The organism is Nocardiopsis akebiae, assembly GCF_018316795.1.
In the GTDB taxonomy this organism is placed as follows: Bacteria; Actinomycetota; Actinomycetes; order Streptosporangiales; family Streptosporangiaceae; genus Nocardiopsis; species Nocardiopsis dassonvillei.
The window spans coordinates 5,236,415-5,263,108 of the sequence record NZ_CP074132.1 but is presented as its reverse complement, the minus strand read 5'-3'; the positions used below and the strand labels follow the sequence as shown (position 1 = coordinate 5,263,108).

The following is a 26,694-nucleotide window of genomic DNA, read 5'->3' as shown; positions in this document are numbered from 1 at the left end:
GGAGAGGAGAGTGATTCGTCCGGAATAGGGCTTTTAGGGGGTCGGTTCGTGATCGACATGACGCACGAAACCCTCGTTTCCGACAGCTTGGCCCCCGCGCCCCGGCCCTCCCTCCTCACCACCGACCGCGACTTCTGGCACGGCAGCGAACTGAACCTGGACGCCTACCTGGCCCGCCTGGGCCTGTCCGGCGACCTGCCGCCCACGCTGGACACCCTGCGCGCCCTCCACCGCGCCCACCTGGCCGCCATCCCCTTCGAGAACCTCCAGATCGTCCTGGAGCGCCCCATCCCGCTGGACGTGCCCGCACTGGTGGACAAGATGGTCCTCCGGTCCAGGGGCGGCTACTGCTACGAGCAGAACCTGCTGCTGGCGGCCGCGCTGGACCGGCTCGGCTTCTCCGTCACCGGCTTCGCCGCCCGCGTGCTCTCCGGCGGCACGGGCGCCCCGCGCCCCGCCACGCACGCCCTGCTGCGGGTGGACCTGGAGGAGGGGCCGTGGCTCGCCGACGTCGGCTTCGGCGGCGGCCTGCTCGAGCCGCTCCCCCTCTCCGACGGGCACCAGGAGATCCAGGGCGGGTGGGGCCTGCGCCTGGACCGCGTGTCCGAGGTGGGCGAGGACGAGTGGCTGCTGCGCTCCTTCGACGGTCGCGGGTGGAATCCGCTGTACTCCTTCTCCGCCACCGCGATGGTGCGCCAGGACTACGCCGTCTTCAGCCACCACCTGGTCACCCACCCCCGCTCCCCGTTCCGGGGCAGGCTGGTGGTCCAGCGCATCGGACCGGGCGCCCATCGCATGCTCATGGACACCACCCTGACCACCGCCGCGCCCGACGGCACCCGCACGGAACGAGAGGTGCCCGTGGAAGAGGTGGGACAGGTGTTGCAGGAGGTGTTCGGTATCGGCCTTGACCAGCACGAACGGGCCGTCGTCGAGGAGCGCCTCCGGGAGTTCACTCGAACGTGACCGGCATCACACATCGGTGGGTGGGTGTGCGCCCACCCACCGCGACGGCCGTTGCCACCTGGCGTCCCGCCGCCCGGTCTCCCCGTCCGTATCGGGAGTGTCCCGACATCATCGGAGAGTCGTGGACAACACGCACGTTCGGCATGACGACCGGATGGGCAGGATTCCCGGGGCGCCGCCCGGCGGGGGCGGCCGTTCGCGAGGGGACAGCCCATGGCCCACCACATGACCACGGAAGACGTCCACGAGTACATCAACGGCGTCTGTTTCAAGACCGGTCCTCCCGGCAAGGTCGGAGCCGAGACCGAATGGCTGGTCGCCGACTCCGCGGACCCGACCGCACCCGTTCCCGTCGACCGCCTCGCCGCCCTGGTGGAGTCCTGCGGCCCGCCGCCCTCGGGAAGCGGTATCACCTTCGAACCCGGCGGACAGCTCGAACTCAGCTCACCCGCCCTTCCCGGACCGGCCCGGGCGCACGCGGCGCTCTCCGCCGACCTGGACCACATCGGCAAGGCCCTCGCCGAGGGTGGACTCCACCTGGTCGAGACGGCTCTCGACCCCGTCCGCCCGCCCCGGCGCCAGCTCCGTGAAGCCCGCTACACGGCCATGGAGCGCTTCTTCGCCCACCACCGCCAGCCCAGCGGCTACACCATGATGTGCAGCACGGCCTCGCTCCAGGTGTGCCTGGACACGGGGGAGGACGCCGCCGACGTCCGCGACCGCTGGGAACTCGTCCACCGGCTCGGCCCGGTGCTCGTCGCCGCCTTCGCCAACTCCGCCGTCTGGCGGGGCCGCCCCACCGGATGGAAGTCCACCCGCTGGGCGATCTGGGCGGCCACCGACGCCACCCGCACCCGGCCCGTCCTGGACGCGGACAGTTCCGCCGACCCCGCCACGGCGTGGGCCGAGTACGCTCTGGCCGCCAGGGTCCTGGCCGTTCCCGGGAACGGTGGCCCCTGGACCCCGGACCCGGGCGTGACCTTCGCCCAGTGGCTCGACGGACAGGGCCCGCGCCCGGCGACCCGGGCCGATCTGGAGTTCCACCTCAGCACACTCTTCCCGCCCGTGCGCCCGCGCGGCTGGTGGGAGCTGCGGATGATCGACGCGCTGCCCGTGCGCTGGTGGCCGGTCCCGGTGGCGCTCGCCGCCGCCCTGGTCGACGACCCCCGCGCCCGCGCCGCGGCCGGGGAGGCCACCGAGGAGCTGTGCGGGGGACGCTTCCCCGACCGCCACCTGTGGCTGCGCTCGGCGCGCCTGGGCATGGCCGACCCCGAAGCGGCCCGGTGCGCCCGCGCCTGCTTCGACGCCGCCGTCGAGGCGCTGCCCCGCATGGGCGCCGCCTCCCTGGCCGCGCTGGTCGACGACTACGCCGACCAGTACACGCGGCGCGGGCTCAGCCCCGCCGACACCCGGCCGACCGTGCCCGTGCCGCGCCCGGCGCGGGCGGAGCGGGTACGGCCCGCGGCAGCGGACCCCGCACACGTGGAAGGAGCACGGTGAACCACGAACAGGAGCGCGCCAAGGAGCGCATCGCCGCCGAACTCGACCGGGCCAGGGACCGCAGCAACGGTCTGACCCTCCACGCCCTCGACGAGGGCGAGCTGCTCGCCCAGCACTCGCCCCTGATGTCGCCGCTGGTCTGGGACCTGGCGCACGTGGGCAACTACGAGGAGCAGTGGCTGCTGCGCGCCGCGGGGGGCCGCGAGGCGCTGCGCCCCGACATCGACACGCTCTACGACGCCTTCGAGAACCCGCGCGCCGAACGCGTCAGCCTCCCGCTGCTGCGGCCCGAGGAGGCCCGCGACTACAACGAGCGCGTGCGCAGGGAGGTGCTCGACGCGCTGGAGTCGGCCGACCTCACCCGGGTGGGGACCGGCCCGGACGGCGAACGCTCCCTGCTGGACGCAGGGTTCGTCTTCCACATGGTCATCCAGCACGAGCACCAGCACGGCGAGACCATGCTGGCCACCCACCAGCTCCGCAGGGGCGAGCCCGTCCTGCTGGAGGAGGCCGCGCCCGTCACCGCGCTGCGCCCGCCGGTCCGGGACGAGGTGTTCGTGCCCGAGGGGCCCTTCACCATGGGCACCGACGACGACCCCTGGGCCTACGACAACGAGCGCCCCGCGCGCACCGTCGACCTGGGCCCCTACTGGATCGACACCGCCCTCGTGACCAACGCCGCCTACCAGGAGTTCATGGACGACGGCGGCTACCAGACCCGCCGCTGGTGGACCCGCGACGGCTGGGATTGGAAGGAGAAGCGGGGAGCGGTCTCCCCGGCCTTCTGGACCCGGGAGGGCACCGGGTGGTCGCGCCGCCGGTTCGGCCGCCGGGAGATGGTGCCCCCCGACGAGCCCGTGCAGCACGTGTGCTTCCACGAGGCCCGGGCCTACGCCGCCTGGGCGGGCAAGCGCCTGCCGAGCGAGCCCGAGTGGGAGAAGGCCGCGCGCCTGGACCCGGTCAGCGGCCGGTCCCGGCGCCACCCGTGGGGCGACACCGGGCCCGGGCCCGGACACGCCAACCTGGGCCAGCGCAGGCTCGGCCCCTCCCCGGCCGGGAGCCACCCCGACGGCGCCTCGCCGCTGGGCGTCCAGCAGCTGATCGGCGACGTGTGGGAGTGGACCTCCACCACCTTCACCGGCTACCCGGGGTTCCGCTCCTTCCCGTACGAGGACTACTCGGAGGTGTTCTTCGACGACGGGTACAAGGTGCTGCGCGGCGGCTCCTGGGCCACCCACCCCACCGCGGTCCGCGCCACGTTCCGCAACTGGGACCACCCGATCCGGCGGCAGATCTTCAGCGGGTTCCGCTGCGCGCGCGACGCGGAACCCGCCTGATGTGCCGACACCTGGCCTACCTGGGGCCGCCGCGCACACTGCACGACCTGCTGTACGCGGCGCCCCACTCACTGCACGTCCAGTCCTGGGCACCGCGCATGCAGAGGTACGGCACCGTCAACGCCGACGGGTTCGGCGTCGGCTGGTACCCCCCGGGGGACGGCCCCGCCGAACCGCTGCGCTACCGCCGCGCCATGCCCGTCTGGGGTGACGCCTCCTTCGCCGACGCCGCCCGCGCCATCGCCTCCGGGTGCGTGGTGGCCGCCGTGCGCGACGCCACCGTCGGGTTCGGCTCGGAGGAGTCGGGCGCCCAGCCCCTCCGTGCCGACCTGCTGCTGTTCAGCCACAACGGCGCGGTGGAGGACGACGAGGCGCTCACCGCGGCGTTCGCCACGCCCCCGCCCCGAGGCGCGCTGGACGCCCGCGCCCCCCTGGACTCCGCACCGCTGTTCGCGCACACCGTGCGACTGTGGCGCGACTCCCAGAACCTGTCCGAAACCCTGGCCACTGTGGTCCGCGAGGCCCGCAAGCACTCCGGGGGCCGCTACAACCTGCTGGCCAGCGACGGCCAGACCCTCGCCGCCACCGCGGCCGGGGACACCCTGTTCACCCTGCGCGAGCCGGACGGCGGGGTCTTCCTTGCCTCCGAACCCTTCGACGACGCCTCAGGATGGCGCGAGGTCCCCCAGGACTCGGTGGTCGCGGCCACGGGGGAGCGCACCGAGATCCGCCCGCTCGACTGACCGGCTTCGCCCATCTTTCCGACACCACCTGTCCCGGGTACAACTTCGGGGACACAGGAGGCACCATGTTCCGGATTGACCGAAACCTGACCGCCGACGACCTCGACAAGGCACTGCGCACCGACGTCGCCGAAGGGCTGACCGCGCGCCCCAAGCGGCTCCCGCCCAAGTGGTTCTACGACGAACGCGGCAGCTCCCTGTTCGAGGAGATCACCGCCCTGCCCGAGTACTACCCCACCCGCGCCGAACGCGCGATCCTGGAGCTGCGGGCCGACGAGATCGCCGCAGCGGCCGGCGCCGAGGTCCTCATCGAGCTCGGGTCCGGATCGGGAGTCAAGACCCGCCTGCTCCTGGACGCGATGCGCCGCCGGGGCAGCCTCACCCGCTTCGTGCCCGTCGACGTCAGCGGCGACTTCCTCGACTCCTCAGCCCGCCGCGTGGCCGACGACTACCCCGGCCTGGACGTGCACGCCGTCGTCGGCGACTTCGAGGAGCACCTCGGGCTGCTGCCGGTCGGCGGGGAGGGCGGTCGCCAGCTGCTGGCCGTCCTGGGCTCCACCATCGGCAACCAGGAACCGGAGCCGCGCGCCGCCTTCCTGCGCGACGTCCGCGGCGTCCTGCGCCCCGGGGACTCGCTGCTGCTGGGCGCGGACCTGGTCAAGGACCCCGCGCGCCTGGTCGCCGCCTACGACGACGCCCAGGGGGTCACCGCGGCCTTCGACCGCAACGTCCTCGCCGTCATCAACCACCGGCTCGGCGCCGACTTCGACCCGGCCGCCTTCGACCACGTGGCGCGCTGGAACGCCGAGCGCGAGTGGATCGAGATGCGGCTGCGCTCGCGGACCGCCCAGCGCGTGCGGGTCGCCGACCTGGACCTGGAGGTCGAGTTCGCCCCCGGGGAGGAGATGCGCACCGAGGTCTCCGCCAAGTTCCGACGGGAGGGGCTGACCGCGGAGCTGGAGGGGGCGGGGTTCGCCCCCACCCACTGGTGGACCGACCCCGAGGGGGACTTCGCGCTCACCCTGGCCGGCGTCCGCTGACACCTCGCGGCCCGGTCCGGGCGGTCGCGGCGGCTGCCCGGCCGGGCCCGTCCGCCCACGTCGCGGGCCGGGCCGCGACGACCCGCCTCCCCGGCTCCGGTACGCTCGTGCCGTGTTCAAGGTAGGAGTTTTCGGCGCCGACGGGCGCATGGGGTCAGAGGTCGTCCGAGCGGTGCGGGGCGCCGACGACATGGAACTCGTCGCGGGGGTGGACGCCGCCAGCGACAGGGACGCGGTGCTGGGGGCCGACTGCGTCGTCGACTTCACCCACCCCGAGGCGGTGATGGACAACCTGGAGTGGCTCATCGGCCACGGGATCCACGCCGTCGTCGGCACCAGCGGGTTCGACGAGGCCAGGCTGGAGCGCGTGCGCCGGATGCAGGAGGCGAAGCCCGGGGCCAAGGTCCTCATCGCCCCCAACTTCGGCATCGCCGCCGTCCTGATGATGCACTTCGCGCGCAAGGCCGCGCCGTACTTCGACTCGACCGAGATCATCGAGCTGCACCACCCCAACAAGGCCGACGCCCCCAGCGGCACCGCCTACCGGACCGCCGAGCTGGTCGCCGAGGCCCGCCGCGGGGCCGGGACCGCGCCGATGCCCGACGCCACCACCTCCGAGATCCCCGGCGCCCGCGGCGCCGACGTGGAGGGCGTGCGGGTGCACGCGCTGCGCATCTCCGGGCTCATCGCCCACCAGGAGGTCGTGTTCGGCACCGACGGGGAGACCCTCAAGATCCGGCACGACTCGATGAACCGCGCCTCGTTCATGCCGGGCGTGCTGCTGGGCGTGCGCGGGGTGGACGGCCTGGCCGACCCCCTCACCGTGGGTCTGGACGCGCTCCTGGACCTGGACTAGCCAGCCGCCCCGAACCGTCGCCGGCGGGGGCGCTCTCCGGACCACCGCACGGGGGCCGCGCGCCGCGCGGCCCCCGTCCCGTCACGCGCCGCGACGGCAGGTGAGGAACACCTGGACCTCGGGCCGGGCGCCCTCGGGCTCGTAGGAGACGACCCGCTCGTCCTCCACGACCAGCCCGGCCTCCTCCACCACCCGGCGCAGTTCCCCGTTCGGATAGCCCGACACCCGGATGTCCGTGCCCAGGAAGGGGATCGGGGCGTCGTCCAGGTCGGCCTCCACCATTGACAGGCACAGCAGGCCGCCCGGGACCAGCGAGGCGCGCACGCGGCTCAGCGCCTCGGGGATGCGGGCCTTGGGCAGGCAGAGCAGGGAGAAGAACGCCACGATGGCGTCGTAGGAGGACTCCGCGGGGTCCAGGTCGAGGATGTCGGCCCGGACGAACGTCGCCTCCGGCACGTTGCGGCGGGCGATCTCGACCATCCGCCCGGAGATCTCGTAACCGGTCACCCGCGCTCCCGCCGCCACCAGCTGCCGGGCGGTGGGCACGCCCGTGCCCGAGCCCAGGTCGAGCACGTGCGCGCCGGGCGGCAGCAGGTCCAGCAGTCGGCGCACCCGGTCCTCCTGGCCCTCCTTGCGGGGGAACGCCTCGTCGTAGCGCTCGCCGATCGCGTCGAACGCCGCGGCCTGGAGGGCCGAGCGCCGCGCCCACTCCTCCGGATCCGGAATATGGTCGAGGGGGTCGGGGGCGGTGTTCTCGCTGGGCACGGTGTCGTCTCTCCCTGCCGTGTCGTACGCGCGTGTCTGGGGTGCGCGCATCCTAACCCGTCCCCGCCTGACCGGGGCCCCGGCGCCGCCTCCCGGCGTCCGGCGTGTCGTCTCGGCCTTCCTCGGCCACCGGCGGGTCCAGGTCCGCCACGGGAGCCTCCAGCTCCTCCACCTCCGCCTCCGGGTCCAGGACGGGGGCGGTGGCGACCGGGGCGTCGTTGACCGGTGGGGCGATCAGCTCGCCGCGGTGCCCGGCGGGCGGGGGCTGCGGCGGCTCCCACAGCAGCGCGTACGCGAGGTAGGCGGTGCAGGCGGCGGCCAGGGCGGCCAGCACGAGGGGGGCCGAGGGCCCGCCCGCGGCGGGAACCGGTCCGCCCCGGAGCGCCCCGCCCCTCATCCGCGGACAACGCTCACCCCGGTGAACGTACCGGCGAGCGGGACGCGCACGTCCATCGCCCGCACCTCCTCCGGCGGGGCCGCGAAGGTCGCGCTGAGCTCCACGGAGTCGCCCGGCCGCAGCACCAGAGCCGGGTCGGGGTCGGAGCAGACGCATCCGCCCGAGGAGTCGCGCGCCACGCGGTGCACCCCGCCGTTGGCGGCGTCGACCAGCTCGACGGCGGCCATGCCCTCGTCCGACCCGACCAGCTCAGCGAACGCCGGGCTGCCGGCGCCCCCGCCGTTGTGGATCCGCAGCACCAGTTCGACCGTCGCCCCGCCGCTGACCAGCTCGCGCACGCTCACGACCGGCTCGATGCCCCCGCGCCGCGTGGTCACCTCGTCGCGCGGCTCCCGTGGCTCGCGGCCCTCCTCCGCCCCCCGCGGTCCCCTCCGCTCCGCCGTCACCGGACACCGGAGGCGGGGGCGGGTCCTCCCGCGCCGCCCCGGTCGGCGGGGTACTCCCCTGCGGGGGGCGGTCCTGTGGTCGAAGGAGGCCTCGGGTCCCCTGGGGCCTCGGCCGGGTTGCCTCCGGAGCGGGCGGTCGCGATCAGCGTCAGCGCCGCTGCGATGAGCGCCGCGGCGGTCGTGCGGGGGGCCGCCATGCCTCGAAAGGCTGGGACCCGCGGGTCTCCCGACGGTCACGGGCCCGCTCGGGCCCGCTCACGAAGGGCACGTCGGCCGCGCGCGGCCATCGCCTCACCCCAGGAGCAGGGCGACCGAGAACAGCACGCCGAACGCCATCTGGAGCCGCCCGGTCTCACCCAGGCCCAGCACCAGGTCGCGGCCGGTCTGACCGCCCAGCACACGCCGCAGCGGGGGCACCGCCAGCGGCGCCGACACCAGAACCAGCGGCGTCCACCAGAACACCGGGGTCAACGCCAGCGCCACCAGGTAGGACAGCGCGATCGCGCCCCCGTACAGGCGGCGGGTGCCTGCGTCGCCCAGCCGCACGGCCAGCGTGACCTTGCCGGTCTCGCGGTCGGTCGGGATGTCCCGCAGGTTGTTGATCACCAGCACCGAGCAGGACAGCAGGCCCACCGGCACCGACGCCACCCACGCCTGCCAGGGCGCGGAGCCCAGTTGCACGAAGACCGTGCCCACCACGGCCACGACGCCGAAGAACACGAACACCGAGACCTCGCCCAGGCCCCGGTAGCCGTAGGGGCTGCGGCCCCCCGTGTAGTACCAGGCCGCCGCGATCGCCAGGGCGCCCACCAGCAGCAGCCACCACGAGGACGTGGCCACCAGCACCAGGCCCACCACCCCCGCGAACGCGAAGCTGGCCAGGGCCGCCGCCAGCACCTGCCGCGGGGCGGCCAGACCGGTCGCGGTCAGCCGGGTCGGCCCCGTCCGCGCCTCGGTGTCGGTGCCCTTGACGCCGTCGCTGTAGTCGTTGGCGAAGTTCACGCCGACCTGGAGCGCCATGGACACCACCAGGGCCAGCAGCGCCTTCCACCAGACGAACCCGTCCAGGGCGAAGGCCAGGGCCGTGCCGACCGCCACCGGAACGATCGAATTCGGAAGCGTACGGGGGCGCAGCCCCGAGACCCATTCACTGACCGTGGCCACGCTCCGGCCCCTCCCCGCTCACCACCGGCGCGCCCGTGCGCGCCGCGACAACCACCCCACGTTAGACCCTGTCGGCGGCGCTCCCGTCCGCGCCCCGGCGCCGGGGCGCGGACGGGCCCCTACCGCTCGGTCCGGCCGGTCCGGGCTCCGGCCCCCGCTACTGGGAGATGGCCGCGTGCAGGCGCACCATCGGCAGCAGCCGCCCCATGTCGATCTCGCGGCGGGCGCCGTCCGCGCGCCAGCCCGAGGCCTCGAAGAACGCCCGCAGCGCGTTGTCGGCCTCGGGCACCCACACGTGCAGGGTGGCGAAACCGTCCTCGACCAGGTGGTCCACGCACGCGTTCACCAGGCGGCTGCCGTGCCCCTGGCGCGCCCGCGCGGGGTCCACGTGCAGGGCGAACACCTCCGCGTCCTTGGCGGGCCACAGGTCCGGGTCCCCGGCGGGGCCGAACGCTGCGAAGCCCGCGACCGTGCGCGTTCCCTCCACCTCGTCGGTGGCCACCACCAGCCGGTGCCGGGAGGTCGGCGGCGACTCCAGGGCCGCCGTCCACTGCTCGCGGAACCGCCCCCGGGCCTCCTCGCCGCCCAGGGCCCCGGACACCTCCTCGGGCAGCAGCGCCCCGTACACCGCCCGCCACGAGGCCACCTGGATGTCGACGACCGCGTCCACGTCGGCGGTACGGGCGGGACGGACGAACCGGGCACTGGACACGGGGGGCTCTCCTTCTGGGGTGGGCGACACGCCTGGCGACAAGATCACCTACGCCGGAGTTTCCGGACCTTGCCACAGCATGGGAACATCTACGTTGTGAGCCTCATTATCAGAGTTATCGTGAACGCGCTCGCCCTTTGGGCGGCTGTCCTCCTGATCGACGGCATCGAAGTCACCGCGCAGGACACGGTCGGCCAGATCCTGGTCTACCTCGCCGTCGGCGCCATCTTCGGCGTGGTCAACGCGGTCATCAAACCGATCGTCAAAACGGTCGGATGCCTGTTCTACGCTCTGACCCTGGGGCTGATCGGCCTCCTGGTGAACGCGCTGCTGCTCATGCTCACCAACTGGATCGCGGGACTGTTCGACCTGCCCTTCCACATCGACGGGTTCTGGCCCGCCTTCTGGGGCGCGATCGTGGTCACCATCGTCAGCTGGCTGCTCAGCATGTTCCTGCCCGACGGCAACGACGACTAGCCTCCTACCACGGACTCCGTACGCCCCGAACCGCGGGCGGTCCCGGGCCCGGCCGGATGGCACGGGCCCGGGGCGGGTAGGTTCGTCTTGCCGGGGACCACTCAACCTCGACCCACGAGGACGGTGGACCGGACGGGGCCAGGCCCCTCGCCCCCGCCGCGGGGGCACCACAGATCTTTCCCGCGACCGTCGCGCGTCCGCCGGTCGCGGTGGCGCACACGCAGCGCCGACCACCCGTGCCCGAGGCACACCCGCACGGGATACCACAACTGTTTCGGAGTACACCGAGAGGAGGAGGGGCAACCACGGACCCCACCGCCCGAGGGCGGCGGTCCGCACGCCTTTCACACACGATGATGGACACCAAGAACCGCCCGTTCGGCAAGATGTTGACCGCGATGGTCACTCCGATGCTGGAGGACGGGGAACTCGACTACGAGGGCGCGGCCCGACTGGCCACCTACCTCGTCGACGAACAGCACAACGACGGCCTCGTCATCAGCGGTACCACCGGTGAGTCGCCGACCACCAGCGACGACGAGAAGGACCGGCTGCTCCGCACCGTCCTGGAGGCGGTCGGCGACCGCGCCACGATCGTGGCCGGGGTCGGCACCAACGACACCCGCCACAGCATCAGGCTGGCCCAGGCGGCCGAGAAGGCGGGGGCGCACGGTCTGCTGACCGTCACCCCCTACTACAACAAGCCGCCGCAGGAAGGCCTCATCCGGCACTTCACGTCGATCGCCGACTCCACCGACCTGCCGGTGATGCTCTACGACATCCCGCACCGCACCGGGACGCCGATCGCCTCCGAGACCCTGGTCCGCCTGGCCGAGCACCCGCGCATCGTCGCCAACAAGGACGCCAAGGACAACGTCGGCGCCAGCTCCTGGGTCATGGAGCGCACCGACCTGGCCTTCTACTGCGGCACCGACATCCTCAACCTGCCGCTGCTGTCCGTCGGCGCGGCCGGGTTCGTCAGCGTCGTCGGCCACATCGTGGGCGCCGACCTGCGCGACATGATCGACGCCTTCGAGAAGGGCGAGGTCGGCCAGGCCCTGGCCATCCACCGCCGTCTCACGCCGGTCTACACGGGCATGTTCCGCACCCAGGGCGTCATCACGACCAAGGCCGTCCTCAACCTGTTCGGCCTGCCCTCCGGGCCGGTCCGCACCCCGCTCGCCGACGCCTCCGCCGAGCTCCAGGCACTCCTGCGCGAGGACCTGGCCGCCGCGGGCGTCAAGGGCCCGATCGGGCTCGCCCCGCACCAGGCCGTCCCGGCCAGCGCCGTCGCCGTCGAGCGCCTCACGGAGGGATCCGTATGAGCCACCCGCACCCCGAACTGGGCTCGCCGCCGCCCCTTGGCAAGGGCGTGCTGCGCATCGTCCCGCTGGGCGGACTCGGCGAGATCGGCCGCAACATGACGGTCTTCGAGTACGGCGGGCGCCTGCTCATCGTGGACTGCGGCGTGCTCTTCCCCGAGGAGGAGCAGCCCGGCGTCGACCTGATCCTGCCGGACTTCGAGTACATCCGGGACCGGCTCGACGACATCGAGGCGGTCGTGCTCACCCACGGGCACGAGGACCACATCGGCGGCGTGCCGTTCCTGCTGCGTGAGCGGGCCGACATCCCGATCGTCGGCTCCAAGCTCACCCTTGCGCTGATCACCGCCAAGCTCGGCGAGCACCGCATCAAGCCCGAGACCGTGCTGGTGGAGGAGGGCGAGCGGCACGACTTCGGCCCCTTCGACCTGGAGTTCTTCGCGGTCAACCACTCCATCCCGGACGCGCTGGCCGTGGGCATCCGCACCCCGGGCGGGTCGGTGCTGCACACCGGCGACTTCAAGATGGACCAGCTGCCGCTGGACGGGCGCCTGACCGACCTGGCCGGGTTCGCCCGGTTCGGCGACGAGGGCGTGGACCTGCTGCTGTCGGACTCCACCAACGCCGAGCAGCCCGGCTTCATCGTCAACGAGCGCAACCTGACCGAGGCCATCGACAAGGTGTTCTGGCAGTCCCAGAAGCGCATCGTGGTGGCCTGCTTCGCCTCGCACGTGCACCGCGTCCAGCAGGTCATCGACGCGGCCGTCGAGCACGGGCGCAAGATCGCCTTCGTGGGCCGCTCCATGGTCCGCAACATGAACATCGCGCGCGACCTGGGCTATCTGAGCATCCCCGGCGACACCGTCGTCGACGTCAAGCAGCTCGACCAGATGCGCCCGGACGAGGTGCTCCTGGTGTGCACTGGCTCGCAGGGCGAGCCGATGGCCGCGCTCAGCCGCATGGCCAACCGGGACCACCAGATCCGCATCGAGGAGGGCGACACCATCCTGCTCGCCTCGTCGCTGATCCCGGGCAACGAGAACTCGGTGAACCGGGTGATCAACGGTCTGACCCGCTGGGGGGCCAAGGTCGTGCACAAGGGCAACGCCCTGGTGCACGTCTCCGGCCACGCGCCCGCGGGCGAGCTGATGTACGTGCTCAACATGGTCCGCCCGCGCAACTTCATGCCCGTGCACGGCGAGTGGCGGCACATGCGCGCCCACGCCGACCTCGCCAAGCTGACCGGGGTCCCGAGCGACCGGATCGTCATCGCCGAGGACGGCGTGGTCGTCGACCTGCACAAGAACCGGGCCAGGATCGTCGGCGCGGTGCAGGCCGGGTACGTGTACGTGGACGGCTCCTCGGTCGGCGACGTCACCGACGCCGCGCTCAAGGACCGCCGGGTCCTCGGCGAGGAGGGGTTCATCTCCGTCGTCGTGGCGGTGGACTCCGGCTCCGGCAAGATCCTGGGCGAGCCCGAGATCCACACGCGGGGCGCGGGCATCGGGGCCGACGCCTACGACGACGTCATCGACCGGATCCAGGACGCGCTGGACAAGGCGGCCCGGGACGGGGTCAACGACCCCCACCAGCTGCGCCAGCTCATCCGCCGCAGCGCCGGACGCTGGGTCAACGAGACCTACCGGCGGCGGCCCATGATCATCCCCGTCCTGGTCGAGGTCTGACCGGCACCCGACGACGACGAACGGCCCGACGACGCCCCGCGGCGCGTCCGGGCCGTTCGCGTCGCCGGGACCGGGAACCGGTACCGAGGCGGTGACGGAACCGGGCCGGGGTGGGACGTGGAGCACAGCGGCGCCCGGGCGACACGCCGCGCGGGATACGGGCGCGAGGGGTGGACGCCGCAGTAGGCTGCCCGCCGTGGCGGGCCGTCCTGCCCGACCGTCCGCACGACCCCGTCCCCTGGAGGTGACCCCATGGCCACGCGCGCCTCCTCCGGCGGTTCCGGACGCAAGAAGCCCGCCGCGCGCAAGCCCGCGGCGAAGAAGCGCATGCCCGACGGGCCCATCGCCTTCGCCGTCACCATGTTCGGCCAGTTCCTGCTGGTGCTGTGGAAGCTCGTCGCGCACACCGTCGGCGGCTCCGCCCGCGCGGTCGGCCGCGGCGCGCGCGGCCTCGATCCCGACCTGCGCCGCGACGGCGCCGGGCTGGTCCTGCTGGCCGCGGGCGTCCTCATCGCCGCAGCCGTGTGGTGGAACAGCGACGGGCTGCTCCTGGAGTACACCCGCACGGTCGTGGTCGGCGCCTTCGGCACGTTCTCGCCGATCCTGCCGCTGCTGTTCCTGCCGATCGCGGTCAGACTCATGCGCACCCCGGGCGACAGCAAGGAGGGCGACGCCGGGAGGCTGCTCATCGGCTTCAGCTCGATCATGCTGGGCCTGCTCGGCCTCATCCACATCGCCCACGGCATCCCGCAGCCCTCCGAGGGCCTGGAGGCCCTCCAGGAGGCCGGCGGGCTCATCGGCTTCGTCGCCTCGGGGCCGCTCAGCGCCGTCGTCACCCCGTGGCTGACCGGCGTCCTGCTGGCCCTGGTGCTGGTCTTCGGGATCCTCGTGGTCACCGCCACACCCATCCGGCGCATCCCCGAACGCCTCCAGGTCCTGTTCGGCGCGCTCATGGAGCGCGACGCCGGCCCCGACGCGGGCATCGGCCTGCTGGGGGCGGAGAAGAAGAAGCCCGCCAAGCCGCGCAGGAGCGCGCCCAAGGCCAAGAAGGCCACGGGCACGGTCGCGGGCGACCACGAGCGCCCCTACGACAGCCCGGTGCTGCCCGACGAGCCGATCGTCCCCGCCCTCACCGACGAGGAGGAGACCGCGCGGACCGGCGCCGAGGCCGTGGAACCGGCCGCGGCCTCGGCGGAGGCCGCGCCCAAGGGCAGGAAGGCCGCCCGCGCCAAGCGGGAGGTCCCCGACCCCACTCCGGCCCCCGCCACCACCGAGCAGCTCACCATCCCCTCGCGCGTGGTGGAGGGCGACTACGAGCTGCCCGCGCCGACCATGCTCAAGCCCGGAAGCCCGGTCAAGCCGCGCACCAAGGCCAACGACGAGGTCGTCGAAGCCCTGTCGGGGGTGCTCACCCAGTTCAACATCGACGCCGACGTCACCGGATTCACCCGCGGGCCGACCGTGACGCGCTACGAGATCGAGCTGGGCCCCGCGGTCAAGGTCGAGAAGGTCACCGCCCTGGCCAAGAACATCTCCCTGGCGGTCAAGAGCGCCGACGTGCGCATCCAGTCGCCCATCCCAGGCAAGTCCGCCATCGGCGTGGAGATCCCCAACACCGACAAGGACCTGGTCAGCCTGGGCGACGTGCTGCGCTCGCCCGCGGCCACCTCCGACGACCACCCCATGCTGGTGGGCCTGGGCAAGGACGTCGAGGGCTCCAACGTGGTCGCGAACCTGGCCAAGATGCCGCACGTCCTGGTCGCCGGCGCCACCGGCGCGGGCAAGTCCACCTGCATCAACGGGCTCATCACCTCGCTGATGATGCGCGCCACCCCCGACGAGGTGCGGATGATCCTGGTCGACCCCAAGCGGGTCGAGCTGACCATGTACGAGGGCATCCCGCACCTGATCACCCCCATCATCACCAACCCCAAGCGGGCCGCGGAGGCCCTCCAGTGGGTGGTGGGGGAGATGGACCGGCGCTACGACGACCTGGCCGCCTCCGGGTACCGGCACGTGGACGACTTCAACGCCGCCGTGCGCACGGGGGAGCTGACCGCCCCGCCCGGCAGCGAGCGCCAGTACGAGCCCTACCCCTACCTGCTGGTCATCGTGGACGAGCTGGCCGACCTGATGATGGTCGCCCCCCGCGACGTGGAGGACGCCGTCGTGCGCATCACCCAGCTGGCCCGCGCCGCCGGGATCCACCTGGTGCTGGCCACCCAGCGGCCCAGCGTCGACGTCGTCACCGGCCTGATCAAGGCCAACGTGCCCTCCCGCCTGGCCTTCGCCACCTCCAGCCTCTCCGACAGCCGCGTCATCCTCGACCAGCCCGGCGCCGAGAAGCTGGTCGGCAAGGGCGACTCGCTCTTCCTTCCCATGGGCGCGGGCAAGCCCATCCGCCTCCAGAACGCCTGGGTGGGGGAGAAGGAGATCCGGGCGATCGTCGAACACTGCAAGAAGCAGTCCGAGCCCAGCTACCGCGAGGACGTGGCCGTCCCCGACACCAAGAAGAAGGAGATCGACGAGGAGATCGGCGACGACCTGGACCTGCTCCTGCAGGCCGTCGAGCTGGTGGTCACCACCCAGTTCGGTTCCACGTCCATGCTCCAGCGCAAGCTGCGCGTGGGCTTCGCCAAGGCGGGCCGCCTGATGGACCTCATGGAGAGCCGCGACGTGGTCGGCCCCAGCGAGGGGTCCAAGGCCCGCGACGTGCTCGTCCAGCCCGACGACCTGCCCGCCGTGCTGGCCGACATCCGGGGTTCCTGACCCGTGCCGCTCGCCCCCGCGCGGCGGCGCGCGGGCACCGACCGGCACCCGGGAAGTCGGGCTTCAGGCTTCGTGTTACGGCCTTTCCCGAAACTCCACGGGCATCCCTTAAAAACAGGCATGCCCGATTTGGTGGGATCTTGGAGGCTTCATGGGGCGTGGTGACCTGCGCGAAAGCGCCCCGGGCGGCAGAGTGGTCTCTTGCAGCTACACACAGTCGCGGGGGGAGTGCGCATGGCGACGATCGGTCAGACCCTGTCCGCCGCCCGGGTCGCGGCGGGGTACACGGTCGCGGACCTCAGCATCCGTACACGTATCCGGGAACCCGTCCTCACGGCCATCGAGCAGGAGGACTTCTTCTCCTGCGGCGGGGACTTCTACGCACGCGGCCACATCCGCGGCATCTGCCGCACGCTCGGCCTGGACCCGGCGCCGCTCCTCGCCGAGTACGACCGCGAGCACGCGTCCCGCGCCATACCCGCCTTCGTCCCCCCGCAGCGCCACCCGGCGTCCGTGCCCGAGGCGGCTCGCGTGGCCGCCGCGGCGCGCGCCGAGACCCGTCCCGGGGAGGACGGGGAGGCGGTCATGGCCCACCGCTTCGGCGAGGACGACTCCGGAGTCGGTGCCCAGCGCTGGGGCCACTTCGAGCGCAGGCAGTTCCTGACGCGCCAGCCTGACGAGGAGCCCCGGGAGACCCAGGAGCGCCGTGGGCCCCGCAGGCCGCGGCTGGCCGGGTGGATTCCCGGCCCCCGCGGGACCGCGGAGGGGCGCCGCCCCCGTGCCCGGGCGCCCGAGGACGGAGCGCCCGAGGACGGGGCCGCCGGCGTCGGCACCGCGCGGACCGGATCCGTGCGGGGCGGGTACGCCGACGGCAGGCACCGGAGCAACGGGCCCCGGGCCCGCGGTCCCCAGGGCGGCGGGACCCGGGGCGGCAGGCACGGCCGGGGCGACCCCGTCACCCGCCCCGTGGTCATCGCCGCGAGGCCCCGGACCGTCGACGCCGTCCGGCGCCACTGGCCCTGGGCCGTGGTCGGGGCCATCTTCCTCCTGGCGCTCTTCGTCGGGGTCCGCACCTGGCAGGACTGGGACGCGGGCAACCCGCTGCGCTCGGCCTTCGACTCCTCCGCCACCGAGAGGACCGTCGACTCCGCCGCGGGGGCGGAGGAGGCCGCGGCGGAGCAGGGGCCCGTCGAGTTCACCGTCGAACTCGGCGCCTCCGGACGCAGCTGGGTCGAGGTCACCGGGGCAGACGGCGAGGACCTCTACGTCGGCTACCTGCTGGAGGGCGACGTCAAGGAGTACGTGACCGAGGACATGCTCGGCCTGTGGGTCGGCGACGCCGGGGCGGTCAGCGCGACCGTCGACGGCGAGAGCTCCGGCCCCCTCGGCCTTCCGGGCGAGGTCAAGGAGATCGTCATCGGTCCGGACGGCGTGCGGCAGTGACCGGATCGCGCCCCGGCCCGGATCGCTCCGGGCCGGGGTACGGGCGGGTGAGCCGACCAAGGTAATGTGGGGGGCTGCGGGCGGCGCCGGACCTCGCCGTGCACCGAGCACGGCCGACCGGTCCGGGACGGCCCCCGCGCCACCCGAAGCTCTCCCACACGCTTGGAAGCCATGTCATCGCGCCGTACTGTCTCACTCGTCACCCTGGGGTGTGCGCGTAACGAGGTCGACTCCGAAGAGCTGGCCGGGCGCCTGTCCGCTGGCGGCTGGGACCTCGTCGAGGGCGACACCGAGGCCGACGTCACCATCGTCAACACCTGCGGGTTCATCGACGCGGCCAAGCAGGACTCCATCGAGACCCTCCTGGAAGCGGCGGAGAACGGCGGCAGAGTCGTCGCCGCCGGGTGCATGGCCGAGCGCTACGGTTCCGAGCTGGCCCAGGCCCTGCCCGAGGCCCAGGTCATCGGCTTCGACGACTACGCCGCCATCACCGACCGGCTCGACGACGTCGTGGCCGGGCGGACCCTGGTCCCGCACGACCCCCGCGACCGGCGCACGCTGCTGCCGATCAGCCCGGCCGAGCGCGACGCCTCCCAGGCCCACGTTCCCGGCCACGCCAGCTTCGCCGACTCCGCCGGGGCCGAGGGCACCGAGCTGCCCTACCGCGCCTCCGTCCCGCGCCGCCGCCTGGTCGGCGGACCGGTGGCCAACCTCAAGATCGCCTCCGGCTGCGACCGGCGCTGCACCTTCTGCGCCATCCCGACCTTCCGGGGCGCCTACCTCTCCCGCCGCCCCGACGACATCGTGCGCGAGGCCGAGTGGCTCGCCTCCGAGGGCGTGCGAGAGGTGTTCCTGGTCAGCGAGAACTCCACCTCCTACGGCAAGGACCTGGGCGACGTGCGCGCCCTGGAGAAGCTCCTGCCCCGGCTGGCCGCCGTCGAGGGCCTGGAGCGGGTCCGGGTCAGCTACCTCCAGCCCGCCGAGGTCCGCCCCGGCCTGGTGGACGTGCTCACCGGGACCCCCGGCGTGGTGCCCTACTTCGACCTGTCCTTCCAGCACGCCAGCGGCACCCTCCTGCGCCGCATGCGCCGCTTCGGCGACCGCGAGCGCTTCCTGGAGCTGCTGGACACGGTCCGCGAGCGCGCCCCCGAGGCCGGCTCGCGCTCCAACTTCATCGTGGGCTTCCCCGGTGAGACCGAGGCCGAGTTCGAGGACCTGGTCTCCTTCCTCTCCGAGGCCCGGCTGGACGCCATCGGCGTGTTCGGCTACTCCGACGAGGAGGGCACCGAGGCGTTCGGCCACGGGGGCAAGCTGCCCGACGAGGTCGTCGCCGAGCGAGTGGACCGGCTCAACCGCCTCTCCGAGGAGCTGATGGCCCAGCGCGCCGAGGAGCGGATCGGCTCGGAGGTCACCGTCCTGGTGGAGACGGTGCTGGAGGACGGCGCCTACGAGGGCCGCTCCGAGCACCAGGCCCCCGAGGTGGACGGCAGCACGATCCTCTACGGCGAGGGCCTGGCCGTCGGCGACCTGGTACGCGCCACCGTCATCCAGTCGGCCGGGGCCGACCTCATCGCGGAACAGGACGACACCCACGGGGAAGCCGCGGACAGATGAGCACCCCCGACCCCGCGGCCACCCCCGCCCCCCGCGTCCCCCTGTGGAACATCGCGAACATCCTCACGATGAGCCGCCTGGTCATGGTGCCGCTCTTCGTGTGGTTCATGTTCCTGGACGGCTCGTGGTGGCGGTTCGCCGCCTTCTCCGTCTTCGTGCTGGCCGCCATCACCGACCGGGTCGACGGCGAGATCGCCCGCCGCCGCAACCTGGTCACCGACTTCGGCAAGATCGTCGACCCCATCGCCGACAAGGCGCTCACCGGCTCCGCGCTGGTGGTGCTCTCCCTCCAGGGCGACCTGTGGTGGTGGGTGACCATCGCGATCCTGGTCCGCGAGTGGGGCATCACGGCGCTGCGCTTCGCGGTCCTGCGCTACGTGGTCATGCCGGCCAGCCAGGGCGGCAAGCTCAAGACCGTCCTCCAGATCGTCGCGATCAGCGTCTACCTCTTCCCGCTCCAGGTGCTGCCCTTCAGCGAGGTCTTCGTCTGGTTCGCGCACGTCGTGATGGCCGCCGCGCTGGCGGTCACCCTGTGGACCGGCCTGACCTACGTGTTCGACGCCGTGCGCGCGGTGCGCGCCCGCAAGGGCCCCGCCGCGTGACGGAGGAGCGGGACCGGCCGGTCCCCGGCGGCCCGGACCCGCGCGCCGCGGCACTGGCCGCGGCCGGTGCCGCCCACCGGGCCCTGCTCGCCGCCGGCGCCACCTGCGCCACCGCCGAGTCGCTGACCGGGGGACTCGTCGGTGCCCACCTCACCGCGATCCCGGGCGCCTCGGGCACTTACCGGGGCGGCGTCGTGGCCTACGCCACCGACGCCAAGGACAGCGTCCTGGGCGTGCCCGCGGACCTGCTGGCCGAGCACGGCGCCGTCCACCCGGAGGTCGCCGGGCACATGGCGCTCGGCGTCCGCCGCCTGCTGGGCTCCGACTACGGCGTCGCGGTCACGGGTGTGGCCGGACCCGATCCCCAGGACGGCCAGCCCGTCGGCACGGTCTTTGTGGCCGTCGCCACGCCCGACGGGGCCACGCGGGGCCGCCGTTTCCGTTTCACCGGTGACCGTGCGGGTATCCGATACCGCACGGTCGAGGGGGCGCTGCTGCTCCTGGACGCCGTTGTGCGCGGGAGCACGGAAGGAAACGCCCGGGACTGAACTTTCCGGGCTGTTCTTCCTTTCCCCACCCTTGGGAACAAAACCACCCTCGGGCGGGGTTCCCCCTCCAGCGAACAGGACGGCAAGAGGTGCCCGAATCGGGCGTGGGACAGGTACGGTGGTGTATATGAAGGTCGCTACCGGTGGGAGGGAGCGCGAATGATGGTCCTGCTTCGTCACCTACTTGGTGACGTGCTCAGGCGGCTCCGGCAGCGCCAGGGCCGCACCCTCCGTGAGGTGTCGGCCGATGCACGTGTATCCCTCGGTTACCTGTCGGAGGTCGAGCGCGGGCAGAAGGAAGCCTCTTCCGAACTGCTCTCCTCGATCTGCGGGGCGCTGGGCGTCCCGCTCTCGCAGGTACTGAGAGAGGTCTCCGACCAGCTCGCCCTCGCCGAGCTCCAGGAGGCCGCGCTGCTGGGTGACGCGGTCACGACCGACCCCGTCTCCGCCCAGGACCTCGGCATCGACCCGGTACCGGATCGCGTTCCCCAAGTCGCCGACATGGTGGGGGTCTGACCCCTCCTCGGAACTGTCCGTCCATCGTCACCGTGACCACGACGAAGGAGCCGACCAGACGGTCGGCTCCTTCGGTGTTCACGGGACCTGCGCGCGGGACGGCGGTCAGCGGTGGGTGTGGTTCACCCAGGCCTCGGGGTCCTCGGCCAACGAGCGCACCGTCTCGGGCAGCTCGTTGGTCACCAGGTGCTGGAGGTTGACGCCCTCCAGGATCGCGCGCTCACTGGCGCGCAGCGCGATCCACACCTGCTGGAGGCTGCGGGCCGCGCCGTCGTAGTCCACGTGCTCGGGGCGTTCCCCGCGCACGTTGGCGAGCGGTCCGTCGACCGCGCGGATGATGTCGGCCAGGGAGATCTCCCCCGCCGGACGGGCCAGCCAGTAGCCGCCGACGGGGCCGCGCTGGCTGCGTACCAGACCGGCCCGGCGTAGCTGGGTGAGGATGTTCTCGAGGAATTTTCCGGGGATGGCCTGCGCGCGTGCGAGCTGTTCGGCCGTCACCGGCCCCTCGTCGGCGACGGCGAGTTCCGCCGCCGCGCGTAGCGCGTAGTCGACCCGGGCTGAAAGGCGCATGCTGTGATTATGCCGTGTGTAAGTGGGCGAATGGGGCACCGGTCGTCGACGGGAGCGCCGCCGACCGGGGTGCTTCAGGCCAAGGGTACTTCTCCTACCGGGTTGCGGGGACATCGGTGACGTCCCCGCTCTCGGGGTGTCCCGCCCCAGTATGTCCGTCGCGGTGACGAGCGTCACCCGAACGCGCCGACCCGGCCGGTCGCGGACCGGCCGGGTCGGGGAGCGGAGCCGGGGCGCTCAGTTCACGCCGGGGGAGGGGGCGCCCACCGGGGCCCCCAGCAGCTCCGCCGCGCTCAGCCCGTTCACGTGCGCGGCGCCGTAGGTGCTCACGTGCGCGCCGCAGTCGGGTCGCCAGATGGGCAGTCCCATCTCCACCACCACGGCGTCGGGGTGCGCGCTGAGCAGGCGGTTGACGAGCGCCTGGGCGGACGGGTAGCGGTGCGCGTCCCGCACCACCACGACCAGGTCGCGGTCCCGGGCGCTGGCGGCCAGCCGGTCGGCGTGCGCGACGTCGGGGGAGACGCGCTCGGTGCCCGGGAACCAGGGGGACAGGCCCCAGGGGACCTCGCCCACCGCCATGCCCGAGGGGGCGTCCACCTCCACCACGTAGGGGTCCGCCAGCGGCGGCAGGTCGCCGTGCACGCGCACCGCCCGGCGGGCGCCGACCAGGCCCACCCCGTCGGCCGCGGGAACGTCCGGGCGCCGGGTCCGGGCCGTGCGGATCCAGCTCCGCAGCTCGGCGTTGCGTCCGGCGGCCTCCTCCAGGCGCTCCCCGGACAGGCGGCCCTCCCGGACCGCGTCCACCAGCGCGGCGCGGATCAGCTCGACCTGGTCGGCGTAGACGAACCGGCCCAGGCAAAGCAGGTCCACCCCGGCGGCCACCGCGCGCACGCAGGCCTCGGGGATGCCGATCCGGCCGCTGACCCCCTGCATGTCCATGGCGTCGCTGACCACGGTGCCGGTGAAGCCCAGCTCGCCGCGGAGCAGGTCGTTGAGGATGCGCGGCGTGAGCGTGGCGGGGCCGTCGCCGCCCAGGCCCGGCATCTCGATGTGCGCGGTCAGGATCGACCGGACGCCCGCCTCCACGGCCGCGCGGAACGGCAGCAGCTCGCGGCGGCGCAGCAGATCGGCGTCGGCCTCCACGCGCGGCAGCACGTGGTGGGAGTCCTGGGAGGTGGCGCCGTGGCCGGGGAAGTGCTTGGCGCACGCGGCCACGCCCGCCTCCTGGAGGCCGAGCACGGCGGCCGCCGCGTGCCGGGCAACCAGTTCGGGGTCGGAGCCGAAGGAGCGGGTGCCGATCACCGGGTTGTCGTCGGCGACGTTGACGTCCACCGAGGGCGCCAGGTCCAGGTTGAAGCCCAGCTCGGCCAGGCGCCCGCCCAGGGAGCTCAGGGTGGCGCGGGTCAGGCCGGGGTCGTCCACCGCGCCCAGGGCCGCGTTGCCGGGGTAGTCGCTGCCCTGCGCCTGGCCGATGCGGGTGACGTCGCCGCCCTCCTCGTCCAGGGAGATCAGCGGGGTGTCGGTGACCCCGGCCAGGGTCGCGTTGAGCGCGGTCACCTGCTCGGGGCCGTCCAGGTTGTTGTGGAACAGACAGACGCCGGAGATCCCGTCCGCCAGACCCTCCAGGACCCAGCGCGGGGCTTGGTAGGACTCGAAGGGCACCAGCAGCGTGGCGTTGGCCAGACGCGCCAGGGTCGGGTCGTACGGCATGACGAACTCCGTTCGGTGAGCGAAGGGGTGCCCGTGGTCGGGCAGACGAAGGGCGGGGAAACGGGGGGAGGGCGCGCCCGGGGCGGGGCCCGCGGTGTCCGTCGCGGGACCCGCCCCGGAGGGAGGGACGCGGTCAGCCCTTGACCGCGCCCATGGTCAGGCCGGAGACCATGCGCCGCTGGACGAACAGGAAGAAGATCATCACGGGGATGGTCAGCAGGGTGGAGGCGGCCATGATCGGCCCCCACTCGGTGCCGAACCGGCCGAAGTAGTAGGACAGCGTCAGCGGCAGCGTGTAGTTGTCGGTGCTGCGGCCCAGGAACGTCAGCGCGACGATGAACTCGTTCCACGCGGTGATGAAGGCGAAGATGCTCGCCGCGACCAGGCCCGGCGCGACCAGGGGCATCAGGATGCGCCAGAAGACGGTCCAGGCGCTGGCGCCGTCGATGGCCGCCGCCTCCTCCAGCTCCTTGGGCACCGCGGCCACGAAGCCCCGCAGCATCATGATGGTGATCGGCAGTGACACGGCCGTGTACACGATGAGCAGGCCGGACAGGTTGCCGAGCAGCTGCACGCCGCTGACGTCGGACAGCTGGCGGAAGTTGATGAAGATGGAGATGATCATCGCCTCCATCGGCACCATCTGGATCACCAGCAGCAGGATGATGAACGCGGTGCGCAGCCGGAAGCGGAACCGGGCCACGGCCACGGCGGCCAGCAGCGACAGGAACGCTCCCATGGCCACGGAGGCCACGGTGAGGAACAGGCTGTTGCCCAGGAACTGCCAGAAGTTCACCCCGGGGATCAGCTGGCCGTTGAGCACCCGGTCGAAGTGCTCCAGGGTCGGCGCAGTCGGGAAGACCGTCTGGTCGCGGGTGAAGATCTCGCCCACCGGCTTGAAGGCCGTGATGACCATCCAGTACACGGGGAACACAGAGAACAGGAACACCGCGAGGCCGGCCAGGTACAGCGGCAGGCGCCGCAGCCGGCGAAGCGGGCCGCGGCGGTAGACGCGCCGGGAGCCGCTCGGGCCGCCCGCCCCGGCGCCCCCGGTGGCGCGCTCGCGGACGGCGGAGGCGGAGGTCTGGTCGATCGCGGTCATCGGGTCTCCCCCTGGCGGATCATGATGCGCAGGTAGTACGCGGTGACGGCGAGGATCATCACGGTCATGACCACCGCGATAGCCGAACCCATGCCGTAGTTGGCCGGGCTGGCGCTGAAGCCCTGCTGGTAGATGTAGTACGAGAGCAGGTAGACGTCCTTGTTCTGGAAGCTGTTCGCCAGGATGTAGAGCTGGGTGAACACGCGCAGGTCCCAGATGATCTGCAGGACCAGCAGCAGGGCGAACAGCGGGCGCAGCATCGGGAACGTGACGTTCCAGAAGGCCTTCCAGCCGCCCGCGCCGTCCATCCTCGCGGCCTCGTACAGCTCGTAGGGGATGCTCTTGAGTCCGGCGAGCACGGAGACGGCCACGAAGGGGAAGGACTGCCAGACGATCACGGTGATGAGGATCGAGAACAGCGGGAGCGGTTCGAGGAACCAGTTGTACTGCAGCCATCCGCTGCCCACCAGCCAGTCCGGCATCCGGTCCAGGATGACGTTGACCAGGCCCCGCTCGGGCAGGAACAGCCAGCGGAAGACCAGGGAGGCGCTCAGCGCGGGGGTGGCCCAGGCGAGCATCATGCCTAGGGCCACGAACCCCGAGAACCACTTGGGGAGCTTGTTCAGCAGCAGCCCCACGAGGGTGCCCATCACCATCGTGATGCCGACCATCAGCACGCAGACCACGACCGTGTTGCGCAGGATCCCCCAGAACTCGGGGTCGGTCAGCAGCGTCTGGTAGTGGGCGAAGTCGTTCCAGGCCGGGCCGGGCTGGTTGGGCAGGAGGTTTCGGGTGGTGAAGCTGGTGAGCGAGTACCACACCATCTGCACGATCGGCCACAGCAGCACGACCGCGAGGAGGATCAGAGCCGGTGCGATGAGCAGGTACGGGGTGGGGAGCGCGAGGCGGCGGCGAGGCGCGGGCTCGGAGGCGGGGGCCTTCACGGCCTCCTCCCGCTCGCGCGCGGGCGCCGGTTCGACGGTTTGTGCCATGGTCTTCTCAATCGAGGCGTGGGCCGACCGCGGCGGGCGGGGCCGTTGGACCCCGCCCGCGCACAGCTCTACTCAGTAAGGCGGAGGGGGCTACTCGACCGGCTCGTTGAGGATCGAGGTCAGCTCCTCGTTGGCCGCCGCCAGGACCTCCTCTGCGTCGCCTCCCTGCACGATCTCCAGGACGGCGCCCGGCAGGATCTTGTTGTCCTGGTCGGCCGCGGTCCAGCGCGGGGTGGTCGGGAAGAACTGGGTGTGCTGCATCTGCTCGGCGGCCGCGGCGGTGGCGGGGTCCTCCTGGTACGTCTCGCTCTCCAGCAGGTGCGGGTAGGCCGGGAAGAAGCCCGCGACGTCGGCGTAGCCCTGGCCGCCCTCCTCGTCACCGAGGACGGTGAGCAGATCGAAGGCCAGGTCCGGGTGCTCGGTGGTGGTGAACACCGTCAGGGCGGAACCGCCCGCGAAGGCCGGGGCGATGCCCTCGGCGCCGGGGATGGGCGCGGCGACGATGTTCTCGATGACCGCCGGGTCCTCGGCCTGCTCCTCCATGGAGCCGACCGCCCAGCCGCCGTCGATGTACATGCCCAGCTGGCTGTTGGCCATGTCGGCCAGCGCGATGAGCTCGTTCTGGCCGACGTAGTCCTGCGGCGAGATGCCGTCGGTGGTCAGGCTGGAGTAGAACTCGATGGCCTCGACGGTGGCGGGGTCGGTGAGGGTGCCCTCCCACTCCTCGCCGTTCTGCTCCGCGATCGAGCCGCCGTTGCTCCAGATGAAGCTGGCGATGCCGTTGGTGAAGTCGGTCGGCGCGGCGAAGCCGGGGACGTCGTACTCCTCCTCGATGGCCCCGGCCACCTCGACGAGCTCGTCCCAGGTCGTCGGCGGCTCGTGGCCGATCTCCTCCAGCCAGTCCGCGCGGTAGTACAGGGTGCGCACGCCCGAGAACCACGGGACGCCGTACTGCACGCCCTCGTAGGTGCCGTACTCCAAGGCGTTCTCGTCGATGCCCGCGGCGGCGTCCCAGCCGCTCACCTGCTCGGTGATGTCCATCAGGGCGCCCTGCGCGGCCCAGCCTGCCACCTGGTCGTTGCCGACCTCCAGCACGTCGGGGGCGTCTCCGCCGGCGAGGGCGTTGGTGATGGCCTCCTGCGCGTCGGGCCAGGGGATGAACTCGACATCGACGGCCACGTCCGGGTTGCTCTCCTGGAAGCGCGCCTCGACGTCCTCGAAGTACTCGACGAGGGGCTCCTGGGAGGTGCCCATGACCCAGACGGTCAGGCTGTCGGCCTCGCCGCCCCCGTCACCGGAGTCGGAGCCGCCGCACGCTGAGGCGAGCAGGACCACGGCCGTGGCCGCGGCGATCTTGGGGAACCTCATCTGTATCTCTTCTCCCTTCGCACGACGCGCCGGGGTGCGACGCCTGTGCT

Annotated in this window: 25 protein-coding genes; 15 read left to right on the top strand and 10 right to left on the bottom strand. The window is 72.6% G+C overall.

Annotated features, from left to right (window positions below; all coding sequences use genetic code 11):
* Positions 1 to 57: 57 nt before the first annotated feature.
* From KGD83_RS22530 to dapB, 6 genes are all read left to right on the top strand, one after another.
* Positions 58 to 966 carry an arylamine N-acetyltransferase family protein gene (locus tag KGD83_RS22530; RefSeq protein WP_212644560.1) on the top strand — a complete coding sequence of 303 codons (909 nt, stop codon included), beginning with the start codon at positions 58 to 60 and terminating at the stop codon, positions 964 to 966.
* Positions 967 to 1,179: 213 nt separating this feature from the next.
* The gene (gene egtA, locus KGD83_RS22525) at positions 1,180 to 2,466 is read left to right on the top strand and encodes an ergothioneine biosynthesis glutamate--cysteine ligase EgtA (protein WP_212641049.1); all 1,287 of its coding nucleotides are present in this window, start codon (positions 1,180 to 1,182) and stop codon (positions 2,464 to 2,466) included.
* Entirely contained in the window at positions 2,463 to 3,803 is a 1,341-nt protein-coding gene (gene egtB / locus KGD83_RS22520; protein ID WP_212641048.1) for an ergothioneine biosynthesis protein EgtB, read from the top strand. Before egtA ends, egtB begins: the two co-directional genes overlap by 4 nt.
* Positions 3,803 to 4,546, top strand: a complete 744-nt coding sequence (egtC, locus tag KGD83_RS22515; protein WP_212641047.1) for an ergothioneine biosynthesis protein EgtC — start codon at positions 3,803 to 3,805, stop codon at positions 4,544 to 4,546. Before egtB ends, egtC begins: the two co-directional genes overlap by 1 nt.
* Positions 4,547 to 4,611: 65 nt before the next feature.
* A complete protein-coding gene (egtD, locus tag KGD83_RS22510; protein ID WP_212641046.1) occupies positions 4,612 to 5,586 on the top strand; it encodes an L-histidine N(alpha)-methyltransferase in 975 nt (324 codons plus the stop codon).
* A gap of 112 nt (positions 5,587 to 5,698) precedes the next feature.
* Complete coding sequence (gene dapB, locus KGD83_RS22505) at positions 5,699 to 6,442, top strand: 4-hydroxy-tetrahydrodipicolinate reductase (RefSeq protein WP_212641045.1); 744 nt, start codon at positions 5,699 to 5,701, stop codon at positions 6,440 to 6,442.
* Between the two features lie 81 nt (positions 6,443 to 6,523).
* Here the strand turns inward: dapB and KGD83_RS22500 are convergent, their stop codons facing one another.
* The 5 genes from KGD83_RS22500 to KGD83_RS22480 all read right to left on the bottom strand — a co-directional run bounded on the left by KGD83_RS22500 (position 6,524) and on the right by KGD83_RS22480 (position 9,926).
* A complete protein-coding gene (locus KGD83_RS22500; protein WP_212641044.1) occupies positions 6,524 to 7,207 on the bottom strand; it encodes a class I SAM-dependent DNA methyltransferase in 684 nt (227 codons plus the stop codon).
* A gap of 52 nt (positions 7,208 to 7,259) precedes the next feature.
* Complete coding sequence (locus KGD83_RS22495) at positions 7,260 to 7,604, bottom strand: hypothetical protein (RefSeq protein ID WP_212641043.1); 345 nt, start codon at positions 7,602 to 7,604, stop codon at positions 7,260 to 7,262.
* Complete coding sequence (locus tag KGD83_RS22490) at positions 7,601 to 7,981, bottom strand: hypothetical protein (RefSeq protein ID WP_212641042.1); 381 nt, start codon at positions 7,979 to 7,981, stop codon at positions 7,601 to 7,603. Before KGD83_RS22490 ends, KGD83_RS22495 begins: the two co-directional genes overlap by 4 nt.
* 360 nt (positions 7,982 to 8,341) lie before the next feature.
* A complete protein-coding gene (locus KGD83_RS22485; RefSeq protein ID WP_130396845.1) occupies positions 8,342 to 9,214 on the bottom strand; it encodes a 1,4-dihydroxy-2-naphthoate polyprenyltransferase in 873 nt (290 codons plus the stop codon).
* A 157-nt stretch (positions 9,215 to 9,371) separates the two neighbouring features.
* A complete protein-coding gene (locus tag KGD83_RS22480) occupies positions 9,372 to 9,926 on the bottom strand; it encodes a GNAT family N-acetyltransferase (protein ID WP_212641041.1) in 555 nt (184 codons plus the stop codon).
* A 96-nt stretch (positions 9,927 to 10,022) separates the two neighbouring features.
* On the opposite strand from KGD83_RS22480, the gene KGD83_RS22475 reads away from it, so the two are divergent.
* The 9 genes from KGD83_RS22475 (at position 10,023) to KGD83_RS22435 (ending at position 20,902) form a co-directional block, all read left to right on the top strand.
* Positions 10,023 to 10,403, top strand: a complete 381-nt coding sequence (locus tag KGD83_RS22475; protein ID WP_082768262.1) for a phage holin family protein — start codon at positions 10,023 to 10,025, stop codon at positions 10,401 to 10,403.
* Between the two features lie 353 nt (positions 10,404 to 10,756).
* Complete coding sequence (gene dapA / locus KGD83_RS22470; protein WP_212641040.1) at positions 10,757 to 11,728, top strand: 4-hydroxy-tetrahydrodipicolinate synthase; 972 nt, start codon at positions 10,757 to 10,759, stop codon at positions 11,726 to 11,728.
* Positions 11,725 to 13,410, top strand: coding sequence for a ribonuclease J (locus KGD83_RS22465; protein WP_212641039.1), 1,686 nt, complete (start codon positions 11,725 to 11,727; stop codon positions 13,408 to 13,410). Before dapA ends, KGD83_RS22465 begins: the two co-directional genes overlap by 4 nt.
* A gap of 252 nt (positions 13,411 to 13,662) precedes the next feature.
* A complete protein-coding gene (locus tag KGD83_RS22460; protein WP_212641038.1) occupies positions 13,663 to 16,179 on the top strand; it encodes a DNA translocase FtsK in 2,517 nt (838 codons plus the stop codon).
* 234 nt (positions 16,180 to 16,413) lie between these two features.
* The gene (locus KGD83_RS22455; RefSeq protein ID WP_212641037.1) at positions 16,414 to 17,622 is read left to right on the top strand and encodes a helix-turn-helix domain-containing protein; all 1,209 of its coding nucleotides are present in this window, start codon (positions 16,414 to 16,416) and stop codon (positions 17,620 to 17,622) included.
* Positions 17,623 to 17,793: 171 nt separating this feature from the next.
* Positions 17,794 to 19,236, top strand: a complete 1,443-nt coding sequence (gene rimO / locus KGD83_RS22450) for a 30S ribosomal protein S12 methylthiotransferase RimO (protein WP_212641036.1) — start codon at positions 17,794 to 17,796, stop codon at positions 19,234 to 19,236.
* Positions 19,233 to 19,838, top strand: coding sequence for a CDP-diacylglycerol--glycerol-3-phosphate 3-phosphatidyltransferase (pgsA, locus tag KGD83_RS22445; RefSeq protein WP_212641035.1), 606 nt, complete (start codon positions 19,233 to 19,235; stop codon positions 19,836 to 19,838). The genes rimO and pgsA overlap by 4 nt, the downstream gene beginning before the upstream one ends.
* Positions 19,835 to 20,386, top strand: a complete 552-nt coding sequence (locus tag KGD83_RS22440; protein ID WP_212641034.1) for a CinA family protein — start codon at positions 19,835 to 19,837, stop codon at positions 20,384 to 20,386. The genes pgsA and KGD83_RS22440 overlap by 4 nt, the downstream gene beginning before the upstream one ends.
* A gap of 159 nt (positions 20,387 to 20,545) precedes the next feature.
* Positions 20,546 to 20,902 (top strand): helix-turn-helix domain-containing protein, encoded by a 357-nt coding sequence (locus KGD83_RS22435; RefSeq protein WP_013151706.1) that lies wholly within the window; start codon positions 20,546 to 20,548, stop codon positions 20,900 to 20,902.
* 105 nt (positions 20,903 to 21,007) lie between these two features.
* Here KGD83_RS22435 and KGD83_RS22430 read toward each other — a convergent pair whose 3' ends face one another.
* From KGD83_RS22430 to KGD83_RS22410, 5 genes are all read right to left on the bottom strand, one after another.
* A complete protein-coding gene (locus tag KGD83_RS22430) occupies positions 21,008 to 21,472 on the bottom strand; it encodes an RrF2 family transcriptional regulator (RefSeq protein ID WP_013151707.1) in 465 nt (154 codons plus the stop codon).
* Positions 21,473 to 21,709: 237 nt separating this feature from the next.
* Positions 21,710 to 23,182 (bottom strand): glycoside hydrolase family 3 protein, encoded by a 1,473-nt coding sequence (locus KGD83_RS22425; protein WP_212641033.1) that lies wholly within the window; start codon positions 23,180 to 23,182, stop codon positions 21,710 to 21,712.
* A 133-nt stretch (positions 23,183 to 23,315) separates the two neighbouring features.
* Positions 23,316 to 24,284, bottom strand: coding sequence for a carbohydrate ABC transporter permease (locus KGD83_RS22420; RefSeq protein WP_212641032.1), 969 nt, complete (start codon positions 24,282 to 24,284; stop codon positions 23,316 to 23,318).
* Positions 24,281 to 25,276 (bottom strand): carbohydrate ABC transporter permease, encoded by a 996-nt coding sequence (locus tag KGD83_RS22415; protein WP_212641031.1) that lies wholly within the window; start codon positions 25,274 to 25,276, stop codon positions 24,281 to 24,283. The genes KGD83_RS22420 and KGD83_RS22415 overlap by 4 nt, the downstream gene beginning before the upstream one ends.
* Before the next feature lie 90 nt (positions 25,277 to 25,366).
* Complete coding sequence (locus tag KGD83_RS22410; RefSeq protein WP_212641030.1) at positions 25,367 to 26,644, bottom strand: extracellular solute-binding protein; 1,278 nt, start codon at positions 26,642 to 26,644, stop codon at positions 25,367 to 25,369.
* Between the last annotated feature and the right edge of the window lie 50 nt (positions 26,645 to 26,694).